Genomic DNA, 19,069 nt, shown 5'->3' with positions numbered 1-19,069 from the left:
GTTAATATATGAACAAAATTCTTACTCTAATGAAAAAAATTAAATTTGAAATATATTATACTTACAATATAAATAAAAAATTATAGATTTTATAGTTAAAAGGAGGAGTTATAAGTGGGAAAAGACAATATGTCATTTGGAAAAGCTTTGTTAATTATGTTTCCTGTAATAGCATTCATAGGATTGTATGTAGGTATTAACTCATTGCTTGGGTTAAAAGAAGTATGGGTTGGATTTCTTTTATTATGGTACTGGGGAATGGAAAAGAAAGCAAGTTTTGATGCATTATTAAAGACAATCTTTCCAGGTGCAGTAATAGGTATTGCAGCAGCTTATATCTTACATACACTTCCAGATTTATTAGGAACAGTAGGATTAATAATTTCGCTTATTATGGTTCTATTTATTGTAATATGTACATTTACAGGATGGTTAAAGATGTTTGTAAATGGGGCTACATTTTTTTATTTAACTGTACTAAGTATTCCTATGGTTGCTGAAAAAGCTAATTATTTAGAATATCTTATAGTTATTCTTGTTGGATGCGTGTATCTTGGGACTAGTTCTTGGTTAATGAATAAACTGTCAAAATCTAAAAAACATGAAACACAATAATAAAAAACTAAATATCATGTAAAAATACCATGGATGTAATCTTAAATATATAACATCCATGGTATTCTTTTTATAAAATCTGCTGCTGTTTTCTTTTTTTTCTATATTGATAAGGAGTACATCCTTCATACTTCTTAAATGTATTTGTAAAATAACTTTGATTTTTAAAACCTAATTGAAGAGCAATATCAAGAATCGAATCATCTGTATAATCTAAAAGGCGTTTAGATTCTTGTATCTTAAACTTTGAAATATAATTTTGAAAGGACATTCCAACCTCTTTTTTAAAAAGAGAGGAAAAATATTTGGGATGTAAATGTACTTCATTAGCCACAGTATCTAGATATAAATCTTCAGTAAAATGTTTATTTATATATTTAAGAGACTTCTGTATAGATGGATTAATTTTTGATTCTCCTAATTTTTGAACACTCTCTGTAAATTCTTTGAGCATTTTATCAGATATTTTCATTAAATTTGGAATCTTAGTTGAGTTTTCAATAGAGTTAATAAAAGTATCACAAAGTGTAGAAGCAAAGTCAATGTCCACTCCTCCTTCAACCGCTGCACGTGTTAGGGCAAAACAATGAATAATTAAATGATTTTTTGCATTTCTTATGGCATCTAAGCCTAAAACATCAACCATTCCATATTGTTTTATTTTCTTTTTGATTTCCAATGCACTATCTAAATCCCCTAATTTAACAAAATCATATAAATCTTTTAATAACACATGGGGAGGTCTTTTAAGGCTTTTTTCTCTATTCATAAGTACCTGCTTAGAAAATGTTTCATTTTTTTCTAGTTCATTTTCATTATTCTTTACAAAAGAAATTTCAGATAACTCTAATTTTTTTTCTGTTAAAGTTAAAAGTAATTTTGATAAATAAAATACTCTATTATTATCAAGAACGGTTAAGCTATCATAAAATTCGCGTAGTTTAGATTTTATATTAATGGGAAATTTTTGTTTCTCAATTATTTCATTTAAATTTATGAAATAATAAGGTTGAAGTAAAAAAGGTCCAGCAATTAAACATCCTTTCAAGGATTCATTATCATATGATCCTATAGATATGTATGAAAGTTGGAAATTATTAGTATAAAGGAAGCATTCATTTATACTTCGGCAGTTATTAAGTGTATCTAGTATTCTTATATAATCATTTTCTTGATCAATTATAATAGGGTTTTCAGAAGCGTTAGAATGAGGAAAACACCCTAGAATTTTAAAATTAGTATCTATATATTTTATAGGTAATAAACTGGAATAGTAGAATATACTTAAAATTTCATTAAGTACATCAAAATTGATTTCTTTATTATTAAATAACATTTTAATTCATCCCTTCATTAATACTTGTAACTATAGTAATAAGTATTTTAACACAAAAAATTCATATTGAAAAAAACAATTAAATTAATATAGAAATAACATAAAAAATATTACCCTCACATAAGAAAGTTTTTTTGAATTGCTCTATACTTAAATTATGCAATGCGGAAGCTTAAGCAAAATTTTATGAATATTTAAAGGGAGAGATTAAATATGGAAAACCAAAAGATGGGAAGAGTATCTGGGGGAGAAAAGTTTACTTATTCTCTTGGTGCAGTAGCACAGAATATGTTTTTTGCAGTACCAATGATGTATTTAGTATTTTTCTACACAGATGTTTTTGGAATTTCAGCAGCTGCTGTAGGAACTTTATTATTAGTTTCTAGAATATGGGATGCAATTAATGATCCAATGATGGGGGCAATTGTAGATAGAACTAATACAAAAAGAGGGAAATTCAGACCGTATATAATTTGGGGTTCAATTCCATTAGCAATTAGTTTTATTCTGATTTTCGCTGGTCCTAGCAGTTTAGGAGCAACAAGTAAAATAGTTTATGCATATGTAACATATATTTTCTTTGGAATGATGTACACTATGGTAAATGTACCATACAATGCAGTATCATCATCTATGACACAAGATTCTAAAGAAAGAACAAGTATTGTTACTTTAAGACAGTTATTTAGTAATTTTGGTATGTTAATAGGTATTGCAGCTATAATGCCTTTAGTGGGTATTTTGGGTAAAGGGAATCAATCTAAAGGATTTGCTATAACAGCTTTATTACTTGGAATCTTTGGTATGGTTATAAATTTTATTTCTGGAGTAAAAGTTAAGGAAAGAGTTTCTTCAGGAAGTAAAGAAAAATATTCAGTAAAAGATATGATAAATATAATGAAAACTAATTTACCATTATTCCTTATTTCAATGACTTATATGGTGAATTCCATAGCTACAACAGTAAGAAGTGCTGCAACAGCATATTATTTTTCATACAATGTAGGAAAAACAGAATTGATTGGAATTGTTTCAGGACTTACACTTCTTTGTACATTAGTTGGAACAGGAATTGTACCAATGTTCACTAAGAGATTAGGAAAAAAGAAGGCAATGTATATAGGTCTTATTATTATGATTATATCTTCTGCGTCTATATATTTTATAAGTAATCAGAACATTACAATGTTAATCGTTATGTTTGCAATTAATGGATTAGCTTCTGCTTTTGCAATGGTTTTACCATGGATAATGCTTAACGATACAGTAGAATACTCAGAATGGAAAACAGGGATACGTCCTGAAGGATTGGTATTCTCAACATTTACTTTTGCTTCAAAATTTGCATCTGCAGTTGGAGGAGCATTGTTAGGGTATTTATTACAGGTATCAGGTTATGTTGCAAATGCAACTCAAACACCAGAAGCACTTACAGCAATTAAGGTATCGATTTCTGGTATACCAGCATTAGCTGCAATTATAGCATTGATTTTAATGATGTTCTATAAATTAGATGAAAAGATGTACAATAATATTCTTAAGGAAATTAAGGAGAGAAAGTCACAATCTGCTTAAGATTAATAAAATAGTTTTGATTTAATGGAGGTTCATATGGAAAAAAAGATTGAACAATTAATTGGTGAAATGACTTTAGAAGAAAAAGCTTCTCTTTGCTCAGGAATGAATAAATGGAAAACTGAATCTATAGATAGACTTAATATTCCATCTATAATTATGACAGATGGACCTCATGGAGTTCGAAAAGCAGTAAATGAAGATGATTTTGGTGCTCATGGTGTAGATGATAATGAAAAAGCTACAGGATTTCCAACAGCTTCTGCATTAGCCTCTTCGTGGGATAGAGAGTTATTAAGCGAGATCGGACAAGCATTAGGAAAAGAATCCAAAGCTTTAGATGTAAGTATATTATTAGGTCCAGGGGTTAATATGAAGAGATCTCCTTTAGGAGGAAGAAATTTTGAGTATTATTCTGAAGATCCTTATTTAGCTGGAGAAATAGGAACAGCTTATGTAAAAGGTCTTCAGGGTGAAGGTGTAGGGGCATGTGTAAAGCATTTTGCATGCAATAATCAAGAGTTTGAAAGAATGAGTATTAGTTCAGAAGTAGATGAAAGAGCTCTTAGAGAGATATATCTTCCAGCTTTTGAAAAGATAGTGAAGGAAGCAAATCCATGGTCAATTATGGCTGCATATAACAAAGTAAATGGAATTCATGCTACTGAAAACCCTCTTTTATTAGATATTCTTAGAAAAGAGTGGGGATATAATGGAGTTGTAATGTCCGACTGGGGAGCTGTAAATAATAGAGTAATGGCTTTAAAAGCTGGACTGGATTTAGAAATGCCTGGAGCTTCTCCTGCTAATGATAAAAAAATAGTTGAGGCAGTAAAATCAGGAGAATTAGATGAATCAATATTAGATGAGACGGTGAAAAGAAATTTATCTATATTATTTAAAGCTTTAGAAAGCACTAAGGAAGTTGAAACTATTGATTTTAATAAACATCATGAACTTGCAAGAAAAGCAGCAGTAAACAGTATGATACTTTTAAAGAATGAAGATAGAACATTACCATTGGATTCGAACACTTTAAAATCAATGGCTGTAATAGGTGAATTAGCAGTAGAACCAAGAATTCAAGGGGGCGGAAGTTCAAAGGTTAATACTACTCAAGTAGATATACCTCTAGATAAGATAAGTGAAAACATGGGAGATAATGTTTCGGTAAATTTTGCGAGAGGTTATGATCTTAATAGAGATTATAAGGATGAAAAATTAATCATAGAAGCTGTAGAAGTAGCTAAATCATGTGAGATAGTAGTATTATTTATGGGATTACCAGACCTTATTGAATCAGAAGGGTATGATAGAAAACACATGAATATACCTGAAAATCAGGTTCTACTGCTTAATGAAATAGCAAAGGTTAACAAGAAAATTGTAGTTGTTTTAAATAACGGATCTGCAGTTACAATGGGGTCTTGGATAAAAAATGCAAAAGCTCTTTTAGAAGGATGGCTTACGGGACAGGGAAGTGGTTCAGCTGTGGCAGATATATTATTTGGTAAAGCTAATCCATGTGGTAAATTAACAGAGACATATCCATTGAAGTTAGAGCATAACCCAAGCTATTTGAACTTTCCAGGAGTAGATGGAAAAGTTAAATATGAGGAAGGCATTTTCATTGGATATAGATACTATGACAAAAGAAAAATTGATGTAATGTATCCATTTGGACATGGTCTTTCATATACTGAATTTGAGTATTCTAATCTTAATGTAAGTAAGAATGAACTTGAAGATACAGAAGAACTTATAATTGAGGCAGAAATTAAAAATGTTGGAAGTGTTGAAGGGGCAGAAATTATACAGTTATATGTAAGAGATAAAGAATCTAGATTAATACGACCAGAAAAAGAACTAAAAGGATTTGAAAAAGTATTCTTGAAACAAGGCGAGAGTAAAAAAGTAATATTTAAACTGAGAAAAAGAGACTTTTCTTACTTCGATCCATCAAAAAATTACTGGATAATGGAAACAGGAGAATTTGATATACTATTAGGAAGTTCTCTAAGTGATATTCGATTAGAAGAGACTATTAATGTAATAAGTACTGATAAGATCGAAATTAATTTAACAGGCGATAGTCCAGTTAGTGAATGGCTGATGGAAGAAAAGAGTAGAGAAATTTTTTTTGAATTTTTAGACAAGGTAAGAGATAGAGTAGAAAATTCACTACAGTCAGAAAATGCAGAAATGGTACTGGGTATGCCTCTTAAAAAAGTAATGTATTTTGATACAGAGCTTGCAAGTAATTCAGAAGAAATTATTAAAAATATGATTAAAAAAGTGAATTCATAATAAAGAGAGAATAATTTATCTAATAGACACCTAAAGCTTAGGTGTCTTGTATCTTGTGATAATAATTTCAACAGGAGGTAAAGAAATGTATATTGGAGTAGATTTAGGTGGAACAAATATTGCAGTTGGGATAGTAGATAACTTTGGTAAAATTCATTATCAAAAATCGATTCCAACAGGTGCTCATAGAAAATCAGATGAGGTGATTGAAGATATTATTAATTTAATTATCCAAGTTATTGATGAGTATGGATTAAATAAAGAACATATTAAAGCCATTGGTATAGGCATTCCTGGATTATCAGAGCCTATTACAGGAAATGTTATACAATGTGTAAATCTAAATTGGAGTAAAATTCCACTAAAAAGGATAATGGAAAGGATATTGAATATTCCTGTTTTTGTTGATAATGATGCTACATTAGCTGGTCTAGCTGAATTTGAGATAGGGTCTATGAAGGGAAAAAATAATGGAGTATTCATAACACTTGGAACAGGGATAGGTGGAGGAATCATAATAGATGGTAAAATTCATACAGGGGTTAATGGGATAGGCTCAGAAATAGGTCATATGGTAGTTGGAAAAAATTACTATGATTGTAATTGTGGAAGGAATGGATGCTTAGAAACTTTTTCTTCTGCGACAGCTCTTATTAATTACACTAAGAAATTAATGGAAGAAGAAGAGTATGAAACATTAATTACTGAAAAAATTAATGGTGATTTAAATAACTTAAATGGGAAAATGATTTTTCACGCTGCAATTAGAGAAGATAAACTAGCAAATAAGGCAGTAGATAGATTAGTAAAGTATTTAGCGATAGGTATTATTAACATCGCAAGTGTAATAGATCCTGAGATATTTGTAATAGGTGGTGGACTATCAAAAGCGGGAGTGTTTCTTCTTGATAAGGTAAGAGCAGAGGTTTTAAAAAATAAGTTTATTAAAAATCTACCAGTTGGAAAGATAGCATTAGCAGAGTTAGGCAATGAAGCTGGAATTATTGGAGCTGCAATGCTTGGAAAACATAATAAATTTTAGAAACTAAAAAAACATATTTGAAAGTTAAGAGCTTCATAAATCATAATAAAGAATGGTTTTATGAAGCTCTTAATTTCTTGAAAACACTGTTTTAGCTTAACCTATCGGGTTGTTTTTTCTTTATTTCAGCAATAATCCAAATCAAAATAGGAATAAATACTTGAACAGGTAAAGAAGAATAAGGAAGTACTTTAGCAACCCACTCATAAAATTCCATTATATTGCCATGTAAAGTATAACAGAGACTTACCATTAAAAAACAAATAGGAGTAGCTATAAATCTATAATCCTCACAATCAAAAGTTTTGCTAAGTCCTTTACAAGCACACAAAATTAATATACTTATTTTTAGGTATTGACCTATTATGAATGTAAGTGTAGGTATTATTTCTAATCTTTGTAAAGTACCGAGTATGTTTATTCTTGTTGCAGTAGAAACCGAGGGAAAGTATAAACTAGAAGCAGTGTTAAATCCTAAAACTAAAATATTGGTTAGGGAAGTAATTAATAATAATAAGCCTCCAATCAACAGTCCTGAAATATAAATTTTATAAGGAGATTTTTTTTCATTGAATATAGAAAAAAGCATTGAAAATAATACAGTTTGACCAAATGGGAATGAAAGTGCTCCTAAGGCTCCTTTTATCACTGGGCCCATGCCCTCTTCTAAAACAGGAACTACATTATATATATTCATTTCAGGAATCAATAAAAAAGTAATTACAAATATAAAGGTTACTGGGAATATCAATACAAATTCTGCAAACTTACCCATAACAGGAAGTCCCTTCTTAACTATATATAGAATAAAAGTACTGGTACATATCATTGGTACGATCAAAGGTGTGGAAGTAAGATTTGATGCATTAAGAAATTGTGAAGAATTTCTTAAGACTTCAGCTGCTAACTTAAAGACAAACCAACTAAAGATTAGTATGAGCAGCTTACCAATAAATTTTCCAAAACAGATTTCAACTATATCAAATATATCTTTTCCAGGAAAAATAACATGGAGTCTTGAGGCAATAATTGCCATAGGTAAGGCCATTATGACTGATAGAATAATTGCTAACCATACATCTTTTTTAGCAGGCAAACCAGGTACTACTATTGAAGAAGAGCCTATTATAAAAAGAATTATTAGGGCTATTCCTTGTTTATCTGAAACAGCTTCATTATTCACCAATTGACCCTCCCTTAAAAATCATTTCGAGTATTTTATTAGAAATTTAAAATGTTTTCTTAAATAGTTTAACCAAACAAATAAATTAAATGAGTACTAAAGAATGAAATTATTATATAGGAGCTGCATATTATATTATAAAAATAATTAAAATGTATCTTGTTATAAATTTTAATTAAAATAAATGCAGAAATAGACTGGAGGTGTAGAGGATGAAAAGTATAACTTATGGGGAAATAGATTTTAAAGAAGTTTGTAATAAAATTAAGTTATACACTGAAAAGGATATACAATCAGATTATGTTATTTCTGTTGGAACAGATTCTCAAAGCTTTAATGGTATTACAAGAATGGTATCTGTAATTACAGTTATTCGAAAAACCAAAGGGGGAATATTTTTTTATGATATTACAAACCTTAAGAAAATTTATGATCTTAGGCAGAAGTTGTTTACTGAAACACAATACAGTTTAGATTTAGCAATAAAAGTTATGGAATTTATTAAAAAAAGCAAAATTAATGCTTGTCTGGAAGTTCATATTGATATAGGAAATGATGGAGATACCAATAGTCTAATAAAAGAAATTAAAGGATGGGTAGTAGGATTAGGATTCAAATTCTGTATGAAACCAGATTCATATACTTCATCAACAATTGCAGATAAAATATCTAAAAAACAATATAAGGTGAGTTAACAACTTATATTCTTTTTTAGATATCCACTTTAAAACAGCTATCAAGATGCTTAAATGATTTTGATAGTTTTTTTTGTGGAACTAATAGTTAAGAAAAGCATAGATTTCAATAATAGGGTGAAACTAAAATTAGATTTTTAAAGATAAGGGGATAAGAAATGAGCATCAATTTATTATCAAAAGATTTAGAAAAAAACATAGATATGATATCTGCTGAGGTACCAGAAAATTATAATTTTATAAAAAGAAAGTTAGTTCTAAAAGGTGAGGTAAGATGCTCAATTTTATACTTAAGTGGGATAGCAAAAAGGGATGAAATTGAAGAACGTATAATTGAGCCTCTATTATTTCAGATTGATTGTGATATTAAGAAGTTATCATCTCCTGCTTCGTATTTATCGGAAAGATATATTATTATCAGTTCTACAGAATTATCAAGCAATATTAATTATATATCTGAAATGATAAAAGGTGGAAATACAGTAGTACTATTAGAAAATGAAGATACAGCTATAATATGCAGTACATATAGAAGTAATTTTAAAAAAGCGGCAGATTCTAAAATTGAAGAAACAATAAGAGGAGAAAAAAGTGCCTTTGTTGAGGTAATGGGCATAAATATTAGCTTGTTACAAGAAAAATTGAAAAATAAAAATTTCAAAATAGAAAAATTTGTACTTGGTGAAGAAAATAAAAGTGAAGCGGCTCTTATATATATGGATAACATTATTGATAAAGAGATTTTAAATAAACTTAGAAAGCAAATCGAAGGTATAAAAACATCATATTTACCTGACACAGGGTATTTGGCGCAGTTTATTGATAAGAAACCTTTTAGTATTTTTCCACAATCTAAAACCACTGAAAAACCAGATAAAGTTGTTTCTGACTTACTTCAAGGAAAAGCAGCTTTATTATTAAATGGATGTTCTTATGTTGTTGTATTTCCAGTAGTATTTATAGAATTTTTTCAGGGATTTGAAGATTACTCAAATAGATTTTTGCTATCTAGTTTTGATAGAATACTTAGGCTTATGGCAGTGCTTTTAATATTAACATTGTCACCTATATATCTTGTACTTTTAAAATATAATATATATCTTATACCTTTAGATTTAATTAAAATAATTGTTATGTCTAGAAAAGATATTCCACTGCCACCTTTTTTAGAAATATTACTCATGGAAATAATAATTGAATTCTTAAGAGAGGGAGGTTTGAGACTTCCTTCAGTTGTAGGTCAAACATTGAGCATAGTAGGTGGTATCATACTAGGATCAGCGGCAATAGAGGCAGGGATTGTTAGCCCAACAACTTTAGTTGTAGTTTCAATAACAGTTATTTCTACATTCTTAATACCTAACTATGAAATGAGTCTCTCAATTAGATTACTTAGATTTTACATCTTAATACTAGCTCAAATATTTGGTTTTCTAGGAGTCATTATAGGGTTATTCTCAATAACTGCTCATTTAATGAAGCTTGAGAGTATAGGAATTCCTTATTTCTCACCTTTTGCACCAATGAGGCACAGAGATTTAAAAGACAGTTTTATAAGATTCCCATTAAAATACATAAATAGAATTCCTGTAAGCTTTCGAAAAAGGAGAGTAAAAAATAAAAAATGAATAAAAATTCTATAACTCAAAATCAATATATTTTTATTAATATAAGTTCAATGATAGCAGTAGGTATTTTATCTATGGCATCTACTCTTTGTAAAATTGCACACCAACAAGCCTGGATATCACTATTTATAGGGGGGATATATCCAATATGTATAGTAATAACAGCGTCAATAATTGATAATAAAACAAACCATGCTAGTTTTTGGGAGATTAATAATGAAATTTATGGGAAAATATTATCGTACATATTTACATTTATATTTTTTTGCTTTTATTTATCTATGTTTGCTGGTATAGCATCAGGATTTACTAATGTTTTAAAGCTTACAATTACTTATTTTTTACCTTCATCATACATAATTGTCCCAACTATAGTTTTGACTATCTTTATATCTATACATGGAATTTATATGGTTGGGAGAATAAGTGAATTTTATTTTTATTTAACACTTCCGCTAATATTTATACTCTTGTTTTTTATAATAAAGGGTTCAGTTATAAATGTTAAACCAATTATTTCATCAGTTGATGAAATAATAAAAGCAGTTCCAGAAAGCTTTTACTCATTTTCAGGCTGTGAAATATCTTATTTGATTATAAGTAAGATCTCAAATAAAAAAAATACTAAAAAAGCAGGAATAATCGCAGTACTTATAACAACATTTATATATGTATTTACGGTTTTTATGACAATATATTATTTGGGATGGGAACTAACGTCAAAACTTGAATATCCATTATTATATCTAATAGAGACAATACCTATTCCAATAATATCAAATTTTACTGCTTTATTTTTAGCTTTATGGTCTGTAATAATTTTAAGATCATTAATTACTGTTTGTTTTGCAGCTAATTATAGTTTATCGCTACTAATAAAAAATGAAAACTATTATAAAAAAGCTTATTTTATATTCGTACCCTTAGCAATATGTTATATATATTTACTATTACCAGAATATAACAGAAGTGAACTGTTGGGTATTGTATTTCCTCCTTTCATATTTTTTGGTCTTTTATGGGGATTATTAACAGCACTATTAGCTTCAAGAAAATTTAGAGGTGGAAACAATGAAAGCATATAAAAATATAATCTTGGTATTAATTATAATGTGTATATCCATATGTTTATGCAGCTGCTATGATGAGTATCCAATTGAAGAGCTAAGTATAATAACCGGTGTAGGTTATGACATAGAAAAGGGGGCAGAGATTAACCTTGTTGATCCAGCTGAAACTATCTCAATAAAAGAAGATGACGGAGAGGGTGGATCTCTTATATTAGTTGGAAGAGGACCAACGTTATACTCATTAGTAGAGAATCGTATAAGTAAACAACATAAAACAATTGTTTTTGGTGCAGAAGTACTTTATCTCATAAGTGAAGAACGTGCTAAATTTGGAATAAAGGATGCATTAGATGACCTTTTAAGATATCCAGATTTAAATATAAATGCTATGGTGGTAATATGTAAAGGTAAATGTGAAGAGTTTTTGTCTCTTAAACCTGAATCAAGTACAATGTCAGAAGATTTATTTCGTATGATTAAATATTGTCATCAAGGGAGTTTTTATTCAAGTCATGTTACAGTTAATGATTTGTTACTTATGTATCATCAAAATGGTAGACAGATTTTTTTACCATATATTGAGATTGTTGAAGGTAAACCACAATTAACAGGTACTGCCATTTTTAATGATGATAAAATGGTAAATAAAGTTCCTATAAAAGAGAGTAAATTAATAAATCTTCTAAGAAATTCAGGTAGTAAAGGGGCTTTATCTATTCGCTCTGAAAATTTGCTGAGCTACATTGATATAGTAGGCACAAATAAAGTTAAAATAAAAGTATTAAAGAAAAAGAAACAACTTGAAGAATTAATGAAGGAACAATTTATTTATGATATTTATGTTAATATTACTGCTGATTTACTAGTGGATACACTTTCTGAGACAGAACTTAATAAAAAGCAAATATCAAAAATTGAAAAAATATTTGAAGTCAGGTTAGAAAAGGACTTAAATAATGAAGTGAAGAAAATTCAAGAAGAATATGAAGTTGATTGCCTAGACATAGGGAAATATGCATTAGCTAAGTATGGTAGAGAGTCAGGATATGATAGTAATGAGTATTTTTCAAATGCTCAAATTAAGGTTCATGCAACTGTGAAAATAGATTCTATTGGTAGAATTCATAGTACACATATAGAGGATTAATTGATAAATATTTAAAAAACTTATCACATTTGATAGGTTTTTTTTAATAAATAATTTAAACATTCTTAGTTTAAATAGAAGAATATATTTCCGTCAAATTGTAGTTAATCCTATTTGAGTCTTTAGTTAAAATAACATATAATGGTAGTAAAAAAGGAAATATATTAAAGTGAATTTTATTAAATTATTAAGTATTAATTTACATTAGGGGGGTATGAATTAATGAAAAGTGAACTTAGAGAGAATAATTCTATGAGAAGGACTGAAAAGCATGTAGTTAAAATATTATTGTTATTTGCAGTTATTGGAAGTGTATTGGGGATATTTATTGTTAGAACATTGATAGATAAGAATGGAGGAAATCCCCCTAGGTTATTTAATCTTTTTAATATGATAATCCTTATAATTTCATTAGGAATATTAATAGGTAAAGTAAAATTATTAAAGAAGAGAGATATAATAATATCTATAGTAATTGGAGCATTTTTAGGGATCCATGTGAATTACTCAACATTTTTTCCTTTAATTAAAGTGAATGATAATAAAGTGGTTACTGGAATATTTCATGGTGGTACATTTATAGTAATTTTTCTCGCAGGAATTATTGTAATGAGAATGGGGGGACCTGTTCAAGTAGCTTTAATAATAAAGGATTGGAGGAGAACTATTATAGGTATTTTATTTGGATGTTTAATAGGGTTACCACTTGCAATTTTTAATGCTTATGCATTTTCAGTTATGAATAATAGTCCTTTCATAGTACAAACGTCCCTTTTACCTTTAGTAGATGCACTTCAACCAGGAATAATTGAAGAGGTTGTTTATAGATTTACTTTAATAGGAATTTTGTGGTTAGTTTTACGTCGTGCTTATCCCAAACATTCAGTAGTCATATCAGGGGTTATAGCTACGCTGGTACATAATTATGCTCATTTTAACAGTTTATTCTATGAGAAGCCTATCTTTGCACTTGCTTATGGAGGTATCATTTGTCTACTATTTGGTGTACCAATGTTGATTTTAGCATTAAAGAAAGATTTAGAAACTGCAATAGCATTTCACTGGATACAAGATGCTGTAAGGTTTATGGGAGGACTATAAGTGATCTTTTTAAACAAGTATATAAAAAAATACTGGAAATTCTTTTGTCTAGCTATAGTTTGTTTAACAGTAGAGGCTCTCTGTGATCTTATGCAGCCTACAATAATCTCTAAGATAGTGGATATTGGTGTAGCAGAAAAACGAATGGATTATGTAATAAATAAGGGACTTTTAATGCTTATGATTACAGCAATAGGAGCTATGGGTGCAATAAGTCGTAATATTATATCTAGTAATGTATCGCAAAAATTTGGAGCAGAACTTAGAGCAGATCTTTTTAGAAAAATTCAAGGTATGTCTTTTGAAAACTTAGATAATTTTGATACAGCATCTTTAGTTACTAGGCTTACCAATGATGTCACACAGGTTCAGAATTTTGTGAATGGACTTATGAGAATTTTTGTTAAGGCACCTCTGTTATGTATAGGTAGTATTATTATGGCTATACGTCTTAATCCGTTTATGTCCTTAATTTTTCTGGCTGTTATACCAATAGTAGGGTTACTTATATTTTTGAATATGAAGATTGGATATCCTTTTTTCATAAAGATTCAAAAAAGGCTAGATAGAGTAAATAGTGTTATGAGAGAGTATTTGGCGGGAGTAAGAGTTGTGAAAGCCTTTAACAGATTTAAGTATGAAACAGAAAGGTTTGAAAAATCTAATAAGGAACTGAGCGATGTATCAATTAAAGCAATGAGTGTGATAGCAATGTTTCCTCCTAGTATTATTTTTGTTGTTAATATGGGAATAGTAGCTCTTATTTGGATAGGCGGAATTAGAGTGAATAGTGGAAATATGCAGGTTGGACAGATTATAGCGTTTATAAACTATATGACACAGATATCATTTTCATTAATGATAATATCAAATGTTTTTACAATGTTTGTTAGAGCAAGAGCATCGGTTGAACGTATTGGAGAAGTATTTAATCAGGAAAATAACATGAGTTCCATAAAGAAAAGTAAAAGTCAAAGTATTCATAAAATAACTAAAGTAGAGTATCCAAATATAAAAGGTAAAATTGATTTTGAAAATGTATATTTTTCTTATTCTTCTGCATCAGAAGAACATGTTATTAAAAATATTAGTTTTACATGTGAAAAAGGAGAAACAGTAGGAATTATTGGTTCTACAGGAACTGGTAAGAGTACTCTTGTTAGTTTGATTAATAGATTTTATGATGTTACATCTGGAACTATAAAAGTAGATAATATTAATGTTAAGGATATGGATATGAAAAAATTAAGGGATAAAATTGCCTTAGTTCCTCAAAATAACATACTGTTTTCAGGTACGGTTATAGACAATATTAGATGGGGTAATAAAGATGCTGCTATTAAGGATATCCAGAAGGTAGCAGATGTATCACAAGCACATGAATTTATTAGTTCACTCCCTGAAGGATATAATACTGTACTTGGTCAGAGAGGTGTAAATCTATCTGGAGGACAAAAACAGCGTATTTCAATTGCTAGAGCATTAATTAAAAAACCAGAAATTCTTATTTTAGATGACTGCACAAGTGCTGTAGATGTAACTACAGAAGTAAAAATTAGAGAAGCATTAAAAGTATATTCTCAAAATCTTACTTGTATAGTTATTGCTCAGAGAATTACTTCAATTATGGGTGCTGATAGAATAATTGTACTTGATAATGGTGAAATTGTAGGTAAGGGTAAACACGAAGATTTAATTAAAAATTGTAACGTGTATAAAGAAATATTTGAATCTCAAATAGGAGATATAAAGGCAATTGGAAGTTAAAAGGTGTGCGTATAATTAGTTGTATTTACTTCAACGCAAGGAGGAATGCACAATGGGAAATGAAAAATTTCATGATTCAAACAAAAGGAAAGATGCAGAAATTGCTTCAGATATTAGTAGAAATATGATAGGAGCGGTAGGCAAACCAGGCGGCGGATTTGGTAGAAGCAGAAGGATGGGACCAGTTGTTAAACCAAAGAACTTTAAAGGTACCACTTCGAGATTATGGAAATACTTTCATGAAGAACAGAAGCTTTTAATGGTTATATTTATTTTTATAATAATTAATTCAATAATTGGTTTGACAATCCCATATTTAATAGGTCGTTCAATAGATTCTATGTCTATAAAAAATGGATACGTAGATTTTAAAATCCTTAGAGTAATATTAACAGCACTTATAATTGGTTATTTAATTGATTCAATTATAAGATATTTTCAGGGGTTTATTATGGCTGGTGTTTCACAAAGAATAGTTAAGAAACTTAGAAGTGCTCTTTTTTCAAAACTTCAAAAACTACCAATAGTATTCTTTGACCTACGAGCAAATGGAGAAATTATGAGTAGGTTAACAAATGATATTGAAAATGTTAGCAGAACCATATCTCAATCAACTATACAGTTAATGTCAGGAGTAATAATGATATTTGGTTCTTTTATAATGATGCTTGTGTTGAGTCCACTACTTACAGCTGCTAGTTTAATAACAATACCTTTAGTATTTATACTCACTAAAGTAATAGCTAAGAAAACTAAGGTTTTATTTAAAACTCAACAGGAAGAATTAGGAAAGCTTAATGGACATATTGAAGAAACTATATCAGGAATTGAAATAATCAAAGCATTCAATAATGAAAATAGAGTAATTGAAGAGTTTGATGAGGTTAACAATAGATTATGCAGAGTAGGTACTAAGGCTCAGATTTGCTCTAAATTTCTAATGCCTCTTATGAATGTAATTAAAAATATTGGTTTTACAGCAGTTGCTGCAGTGGGAGGGGCTTTGGCAGTTAGGGAGATAATTACAGTAGGTGTAATAGCTAGTTTTCTAACTTATTCCAGGCAGTTTTCAAGACCTTTGAATGATTTAGCTAATACATTTAATACTCTGCAATCTGCTGTAGCTGGTGCTGAAAGGGTATTTGAAATTCTTGATGAAAAACAAGAAACAGAGGATATGCTGAAGGTTAAGAACTTAGAAAGTCCAAATGGACAGGTAGTTTTTGAGAAAGTGTTCTTTGGGTATCGTCCTGAGGTGAATGTACTAAAGAATATAAGTTTCCTTGCAAAAGAAGGTACTACTACAGCATTAGTTGGACCAACTGGAGCAGGTAAGACTACTATTATTAACCTTCTTACAAGATTTTATGATGTATCTGAAGGAAGAATTTTAATTGATGGAACTGATATAAGAGAATATTCGAGAGATAGCTTAAGAAAATCATTTGGGATAGTTCTTCAGGATACATATCTTTTTTCTCAAACTATTAGAGAAAATATTAGGTATGGAAGGTTAGAAGCAACGGATGAAGAAGTAGAAGAAGCTGCAAAAATAGCTAATGCAGATTTTTTTATAAGACGTTTACCTAAAGGGTATGATACGTTACTTTCAGAAGGTGGAAATAATTTAAGTCAAGGACAGAAACAACTTCTAGCAATAGCTAGAGCAATTTTGTCAAATCCATCTATACTAATTTTAGATGAGGCAACAAGCAGTGTTGATACTCGTACAGAAATCAGGATACAAGAGGCAATGAAAAAGCTGATGAAGGGAAGAACAAGTTTTATTATCGCACACAGATTAAGTACTATTCGTGATGCAGATACCATAATGGTAATAGATAAGGGAGAGATAGTAGAGAAGGGAAATCATGAAGAGCTAATTGTTAAAAAAGGAGTTTATCATGATATGTATTTCAGTCAATTTAAAGAAAATGGGCTTCATAAGATGGCCTAGAAAAAAATGCATTACCTATAAATAGGTGATGTATTTTTTATTAAGTATAAAAAAATGGTATTAAATGGTAAAAAAACATTGACCACACTGGTCGATAAATGGTATAATATAATTGACCACTGTGGTCGGTGAGAGTTGACAGTTTAGGAGATGAACAGAATGGAAGAGATTTTTAAAAATATGGATCCTGAGAAAAGGGATAGAATCATTAACAGTGCTTTAGAAGAATTCAGTACAAATAGATTTGAAAAAGCATCCACAAATAATATAGTAAAAAATGCAGGAATTTCTAAAGGGTTGTTATATCACTATTTTTCTAGTAAAAGAATTCTTTATGAGTATTTAGAAACCTTTGTAATAGAAATAATTACTGATGCTATATCAAAAGAAATGAATTGGGAAGAAAAGGACTTATTTGCCAGATTAAAACAGATAGTTTTGATAAAATTGAAAGTTTATGTTAGATACCCTTATTTAGTTGCATTTGGTAAGGTTATGTTTGAAAAAAAATCTATTGATGAGCTTAAAAAAGAAGCAGAAAATTACATACCTGATGTATATAAGAAGGTATATTATGAGAACATTGATTTTACATTGTTTAAGGATAATGTAGATGTTCAAAAAGCTATAAAGATAACTCAATGGTCACTTGAAAAACTTGGAGAAGAGTGGATGAAAAGTTCGGCGCTTGCTAGCGGAGACACTGATTACAGTGGATTGTCACAAGAAATTGATGAATATTTAGAAATTCTTAAAAGAGCATTTTATAAATAAAAAGGAGGAATATCCTATGATTAAAGTTAGTAATCTATATCATTCTTACAATAAGGATGGTAAGTATGCTGTAAAAGATGTGAGCTTTGAGGTGAAAGAAGGAGAAATATTTGGATTCCTTGGTCCTTCAGGAGCAGGAAAATCAACAACACAAAATATTTTAACTGGCTTATTACAACTTCAACAAGGTGATGTTACAGTTGCTGGGTATGATGTAAAAAAGATTTCAAATAAAATGTTTAACAAAATAGGAATGTCTTTTGAACAATCAAATGTATACAGCAAAATGACTGCAAAAGAAAATCTTGATTTTTATAGAAAATTATTTGATGTAGATACTCGTGAACCAGAAGAACTATTGGAATTAGTAGGTCTTGGAGATAAAGCTAATATTAGAGCAGGTGAATTCTCAAAAGGAATGAAGCATAGACTCACTTTTGCTAGATCAATGATTAATAATCCTTCATTATGGTTCCTTGATGAGCCAACAACAGGTCTTGATCCTGCTATAGCATCTCAGATAAAAGATATTATAAAAGAAGAAAATAAAAAAGGCGTTACTATTTTCTTGACCACTCATAATATGCATATTGCAGATGAATTATGTGATAGAGTTGCTTTTATAGTGGATGGTGAGATTATGTTAATTGATTCACCTAAGAATCTTAAACTTCAATATGGAGATAAACTTGTAGAGATTGAATATATTAAAGATGGGGAAACAGTTAAAGAAACTTTATCAACCATACAAGAAAGTGATATAAAACATTTACAAGATATTTTAGGAAAATATGAAGTGCAGACAATGCATACGAAGGAGGCGACACTAGAAGAAATCTTCATAAAGGTAACTGGAAGGGGGCTTGTTTAGG

At 29.5% G+C, this 19,069-nt stretch carries 15 protein-coding genes; 13 read left to right on the top strand and 2 right to left on the bottom strand.

All coding sequences use genetic code 11. The features are described from left to right. Positions 1–114 precede the first annotated feature (114 nt). Complete coding sequence (locus OW730_RS18405; protein ID WP_271225515.1) at positions 115–615, top strand: hypothetical protein; 501 nt, start codon at positions 115–117, stop codon at positions 613–615. A 70-nt stretch (positions 616–685) separates the two neighbouring features. Here the strand turns inward: OW730_RS18405 and OW730_RS18400 are convergent, their stop codons facing one another. Further along, entirely contained in the window at positions 686–1,951 is a 1,266-nt protein-coding gene (locus OW730_RS18400; RefSeq protein ID WP_271225514.1) for an AraC family transcriptional regulator, read from the bottom strand. Between the two features lie 213 nt (positions 1,952–2,164). Here OW730_RS18400 and OW730_RS18395 point away from each other — a divergent pair, with 213 nt between their 5' ends. The 3 genes from OW730_RS18395 (at position 2,165) to OW730_RS18385 (ending at position 6,875) form a co-directional block, all read left to right on the top strand. Beyond that, positions 2,165–3,526 (top strand): MFS transporter, encoded by a 1,362-nt coding sequence (locus OW730_RS18395; RefSeq protein ID WP_271225513.1) that lies wholly within the window; start codon positions 2,165–2,167, stop codon positions 3,524–3,526. Positions 3,527–3,562: 36 nt separating this feature from the next. Next, positions 3,563–5,833, top strand: coding sequence for a beta-glucosidase family protein (locus OW730_RS18390; RefSeq protein ID WP_271225512.1), 2,271 nt, complete (start codon positions 3,563–3,565; stop codon positions 5,831–5,833). A gap of 85 nt (positions 5,834–5,918) precedes the next feature. Further along, positions 5,919–6,875 carry an ROK family protein gene (locus OW730_RS18385; RefSeq protein ID WP_271225511.1) on the top strand — a complete coding sequence of 319 codons (957 nt, stop codon included), beginning with the start codon at positions 5,919–5,921 and terminating at the stop codon, positions 6,873–6,875. Positions 6,876–6,966: 91 nt separating this feature from the next. Here the strand turns inward: OW730_RS18385 and OW730_RS18380 are convergent, their stop codons facing one another. Beyond that, the gene (locus OW730_RS18380) at positions 6,967–8,058 is read right to left on the bottom strand and encodes a GerAB/ArcD/ProY family transporter (RefSeq protein WP_271225510.1); all 1,092 of its coding nucleotides are present in this window, start codon (positions 8,056–8,058) and stop codon (positions 6,967–6,969) included. A 212-nt stretch (positions 8,059–8,270) separates the two neighbouring features. Here OW730_RS18380 and OW730_RS18375 point away from each other — a divergent pair, with 212 nt between their 5' ends. From OW730_RS18375 to OW730_RS18335, 9 genes are all read left to right on the top strand, one after another. Beyond that, positions 8,271–8,753 (top strand): ribonuclease H-like YkuK family protein, encoded by a 483-nt coding sequence (locus OW730_RS18375; protein WP_271225509.1) that lies wholly within the window; start codon positions 8,271–8,273, stop codon positions 8,751–8,753. Positions 8,754–8,911: 158 nt separating this feature from the next. Next, positions 8,912–10,381: a spore germination protein gene (locus OW730_RS18370; protein ID WP_271225508.1), complete on the top strand. Its 1,470-nt coding sequence runs from the start codon at positions 8,912–8,914 to the stop codon at positions 10,379–10,381. Next, complete coding sequence (locus OW730_RS18365; protein WP_271225507.1) at positions 10,378–11,466, top strand: GerAB/ArcD/ProY family transporter; 1,089 nt, start codon at positions 10,378–10,380, stop codon at positions 11,464–11,466. The genes OW730_RS18370 and OW730_RS18365 overlap by 4 nt, the downstream gene beginning before the upstream one ends. Then, positions 11,453–12,598, top strand: a complete 1,146-nt coding sequence (locus OW730_RS18360) for a Ger(x)C family spore germination protein (RefSeq protein ID WP_271225506.1) — start codon at positions 11,453–11,455, stop codon at positions 12,596–12,598. Before OW730_RS18365 ends, OW730_RS18360 begins: the two co-directional genes overlap by 14 nt. A gap of 222 nt (positions 12,599–12,820) precedes the next feature. Next, positions 12,821–13,699, top strand: coding sequence for a CPBP family glutamic-type intramembrane protease (locus OW730_RS18355; protein ID WP_271225505.1), 879 nt, complete (start codon positions 12,821–12,823; stop codon positions 13,697–13,699). Beyond that, complete coding sequence (locus OW730_RS18350) at positions 13,700–15,466, top strand: ABC transporter ATP-binding protein (protein WP_271225504.1); 1,767 nt, start codon at positions 13,700–13,702, stop codon at positions 15,464–15,466. Positions 15,467–15,590: 124 nt separating this feature from the next. Next, a complete protein-coding gene (locus OW730_RS18345) occupies positions 15,591–17,423 on the top strand; it encodes an ABC transporter ATP-binding protein (protein WP_271229595.1) in 1,833 nt (610 codons plus the stop codon). A gap of 159 nt (positions 17,424–17,582) precedes the next feature. Further along, positions 17,583–18,197, top strand: coding sequence for a TetR/AcrR family transcriptional regulator (locus OW730_RS18340; protein ID WP_271225503.1), 615 nt, complete (start codon positions 17,583–17,585; stop codon positions 18,195–18,197). A gap of 16 nt (positions 18,198–18,213) precedes the next feature. Continuing rightward, positions 18,214–19,068: an ABC transporter ATP-binding protein gene (locus tag OW730_RS18335; protein ID WP_271225502.1), complete on the top strand. Its 855-nt coding sequence runs from the start codon at positions 18,214–18,216 to the stop codon at positions 19,066–19,068. Position 19,069: the final 1 nt, after the last annotated feature.

The organism is Oceanirhabdus sp. W0125-5, from assembly GCF_027938815.1.
In the GTDB taxonomy this organism is placed as follows: Bacteria; Bacillota; Clostridia; order Clostridiales; family Clostridiaceae; genus Oceanirhabdus.
The sequence above is the reverse complement of the archived record's forward strand: the minus strand, read 5'-3'. Positions and strand labels throughout refer to the sequence as shown.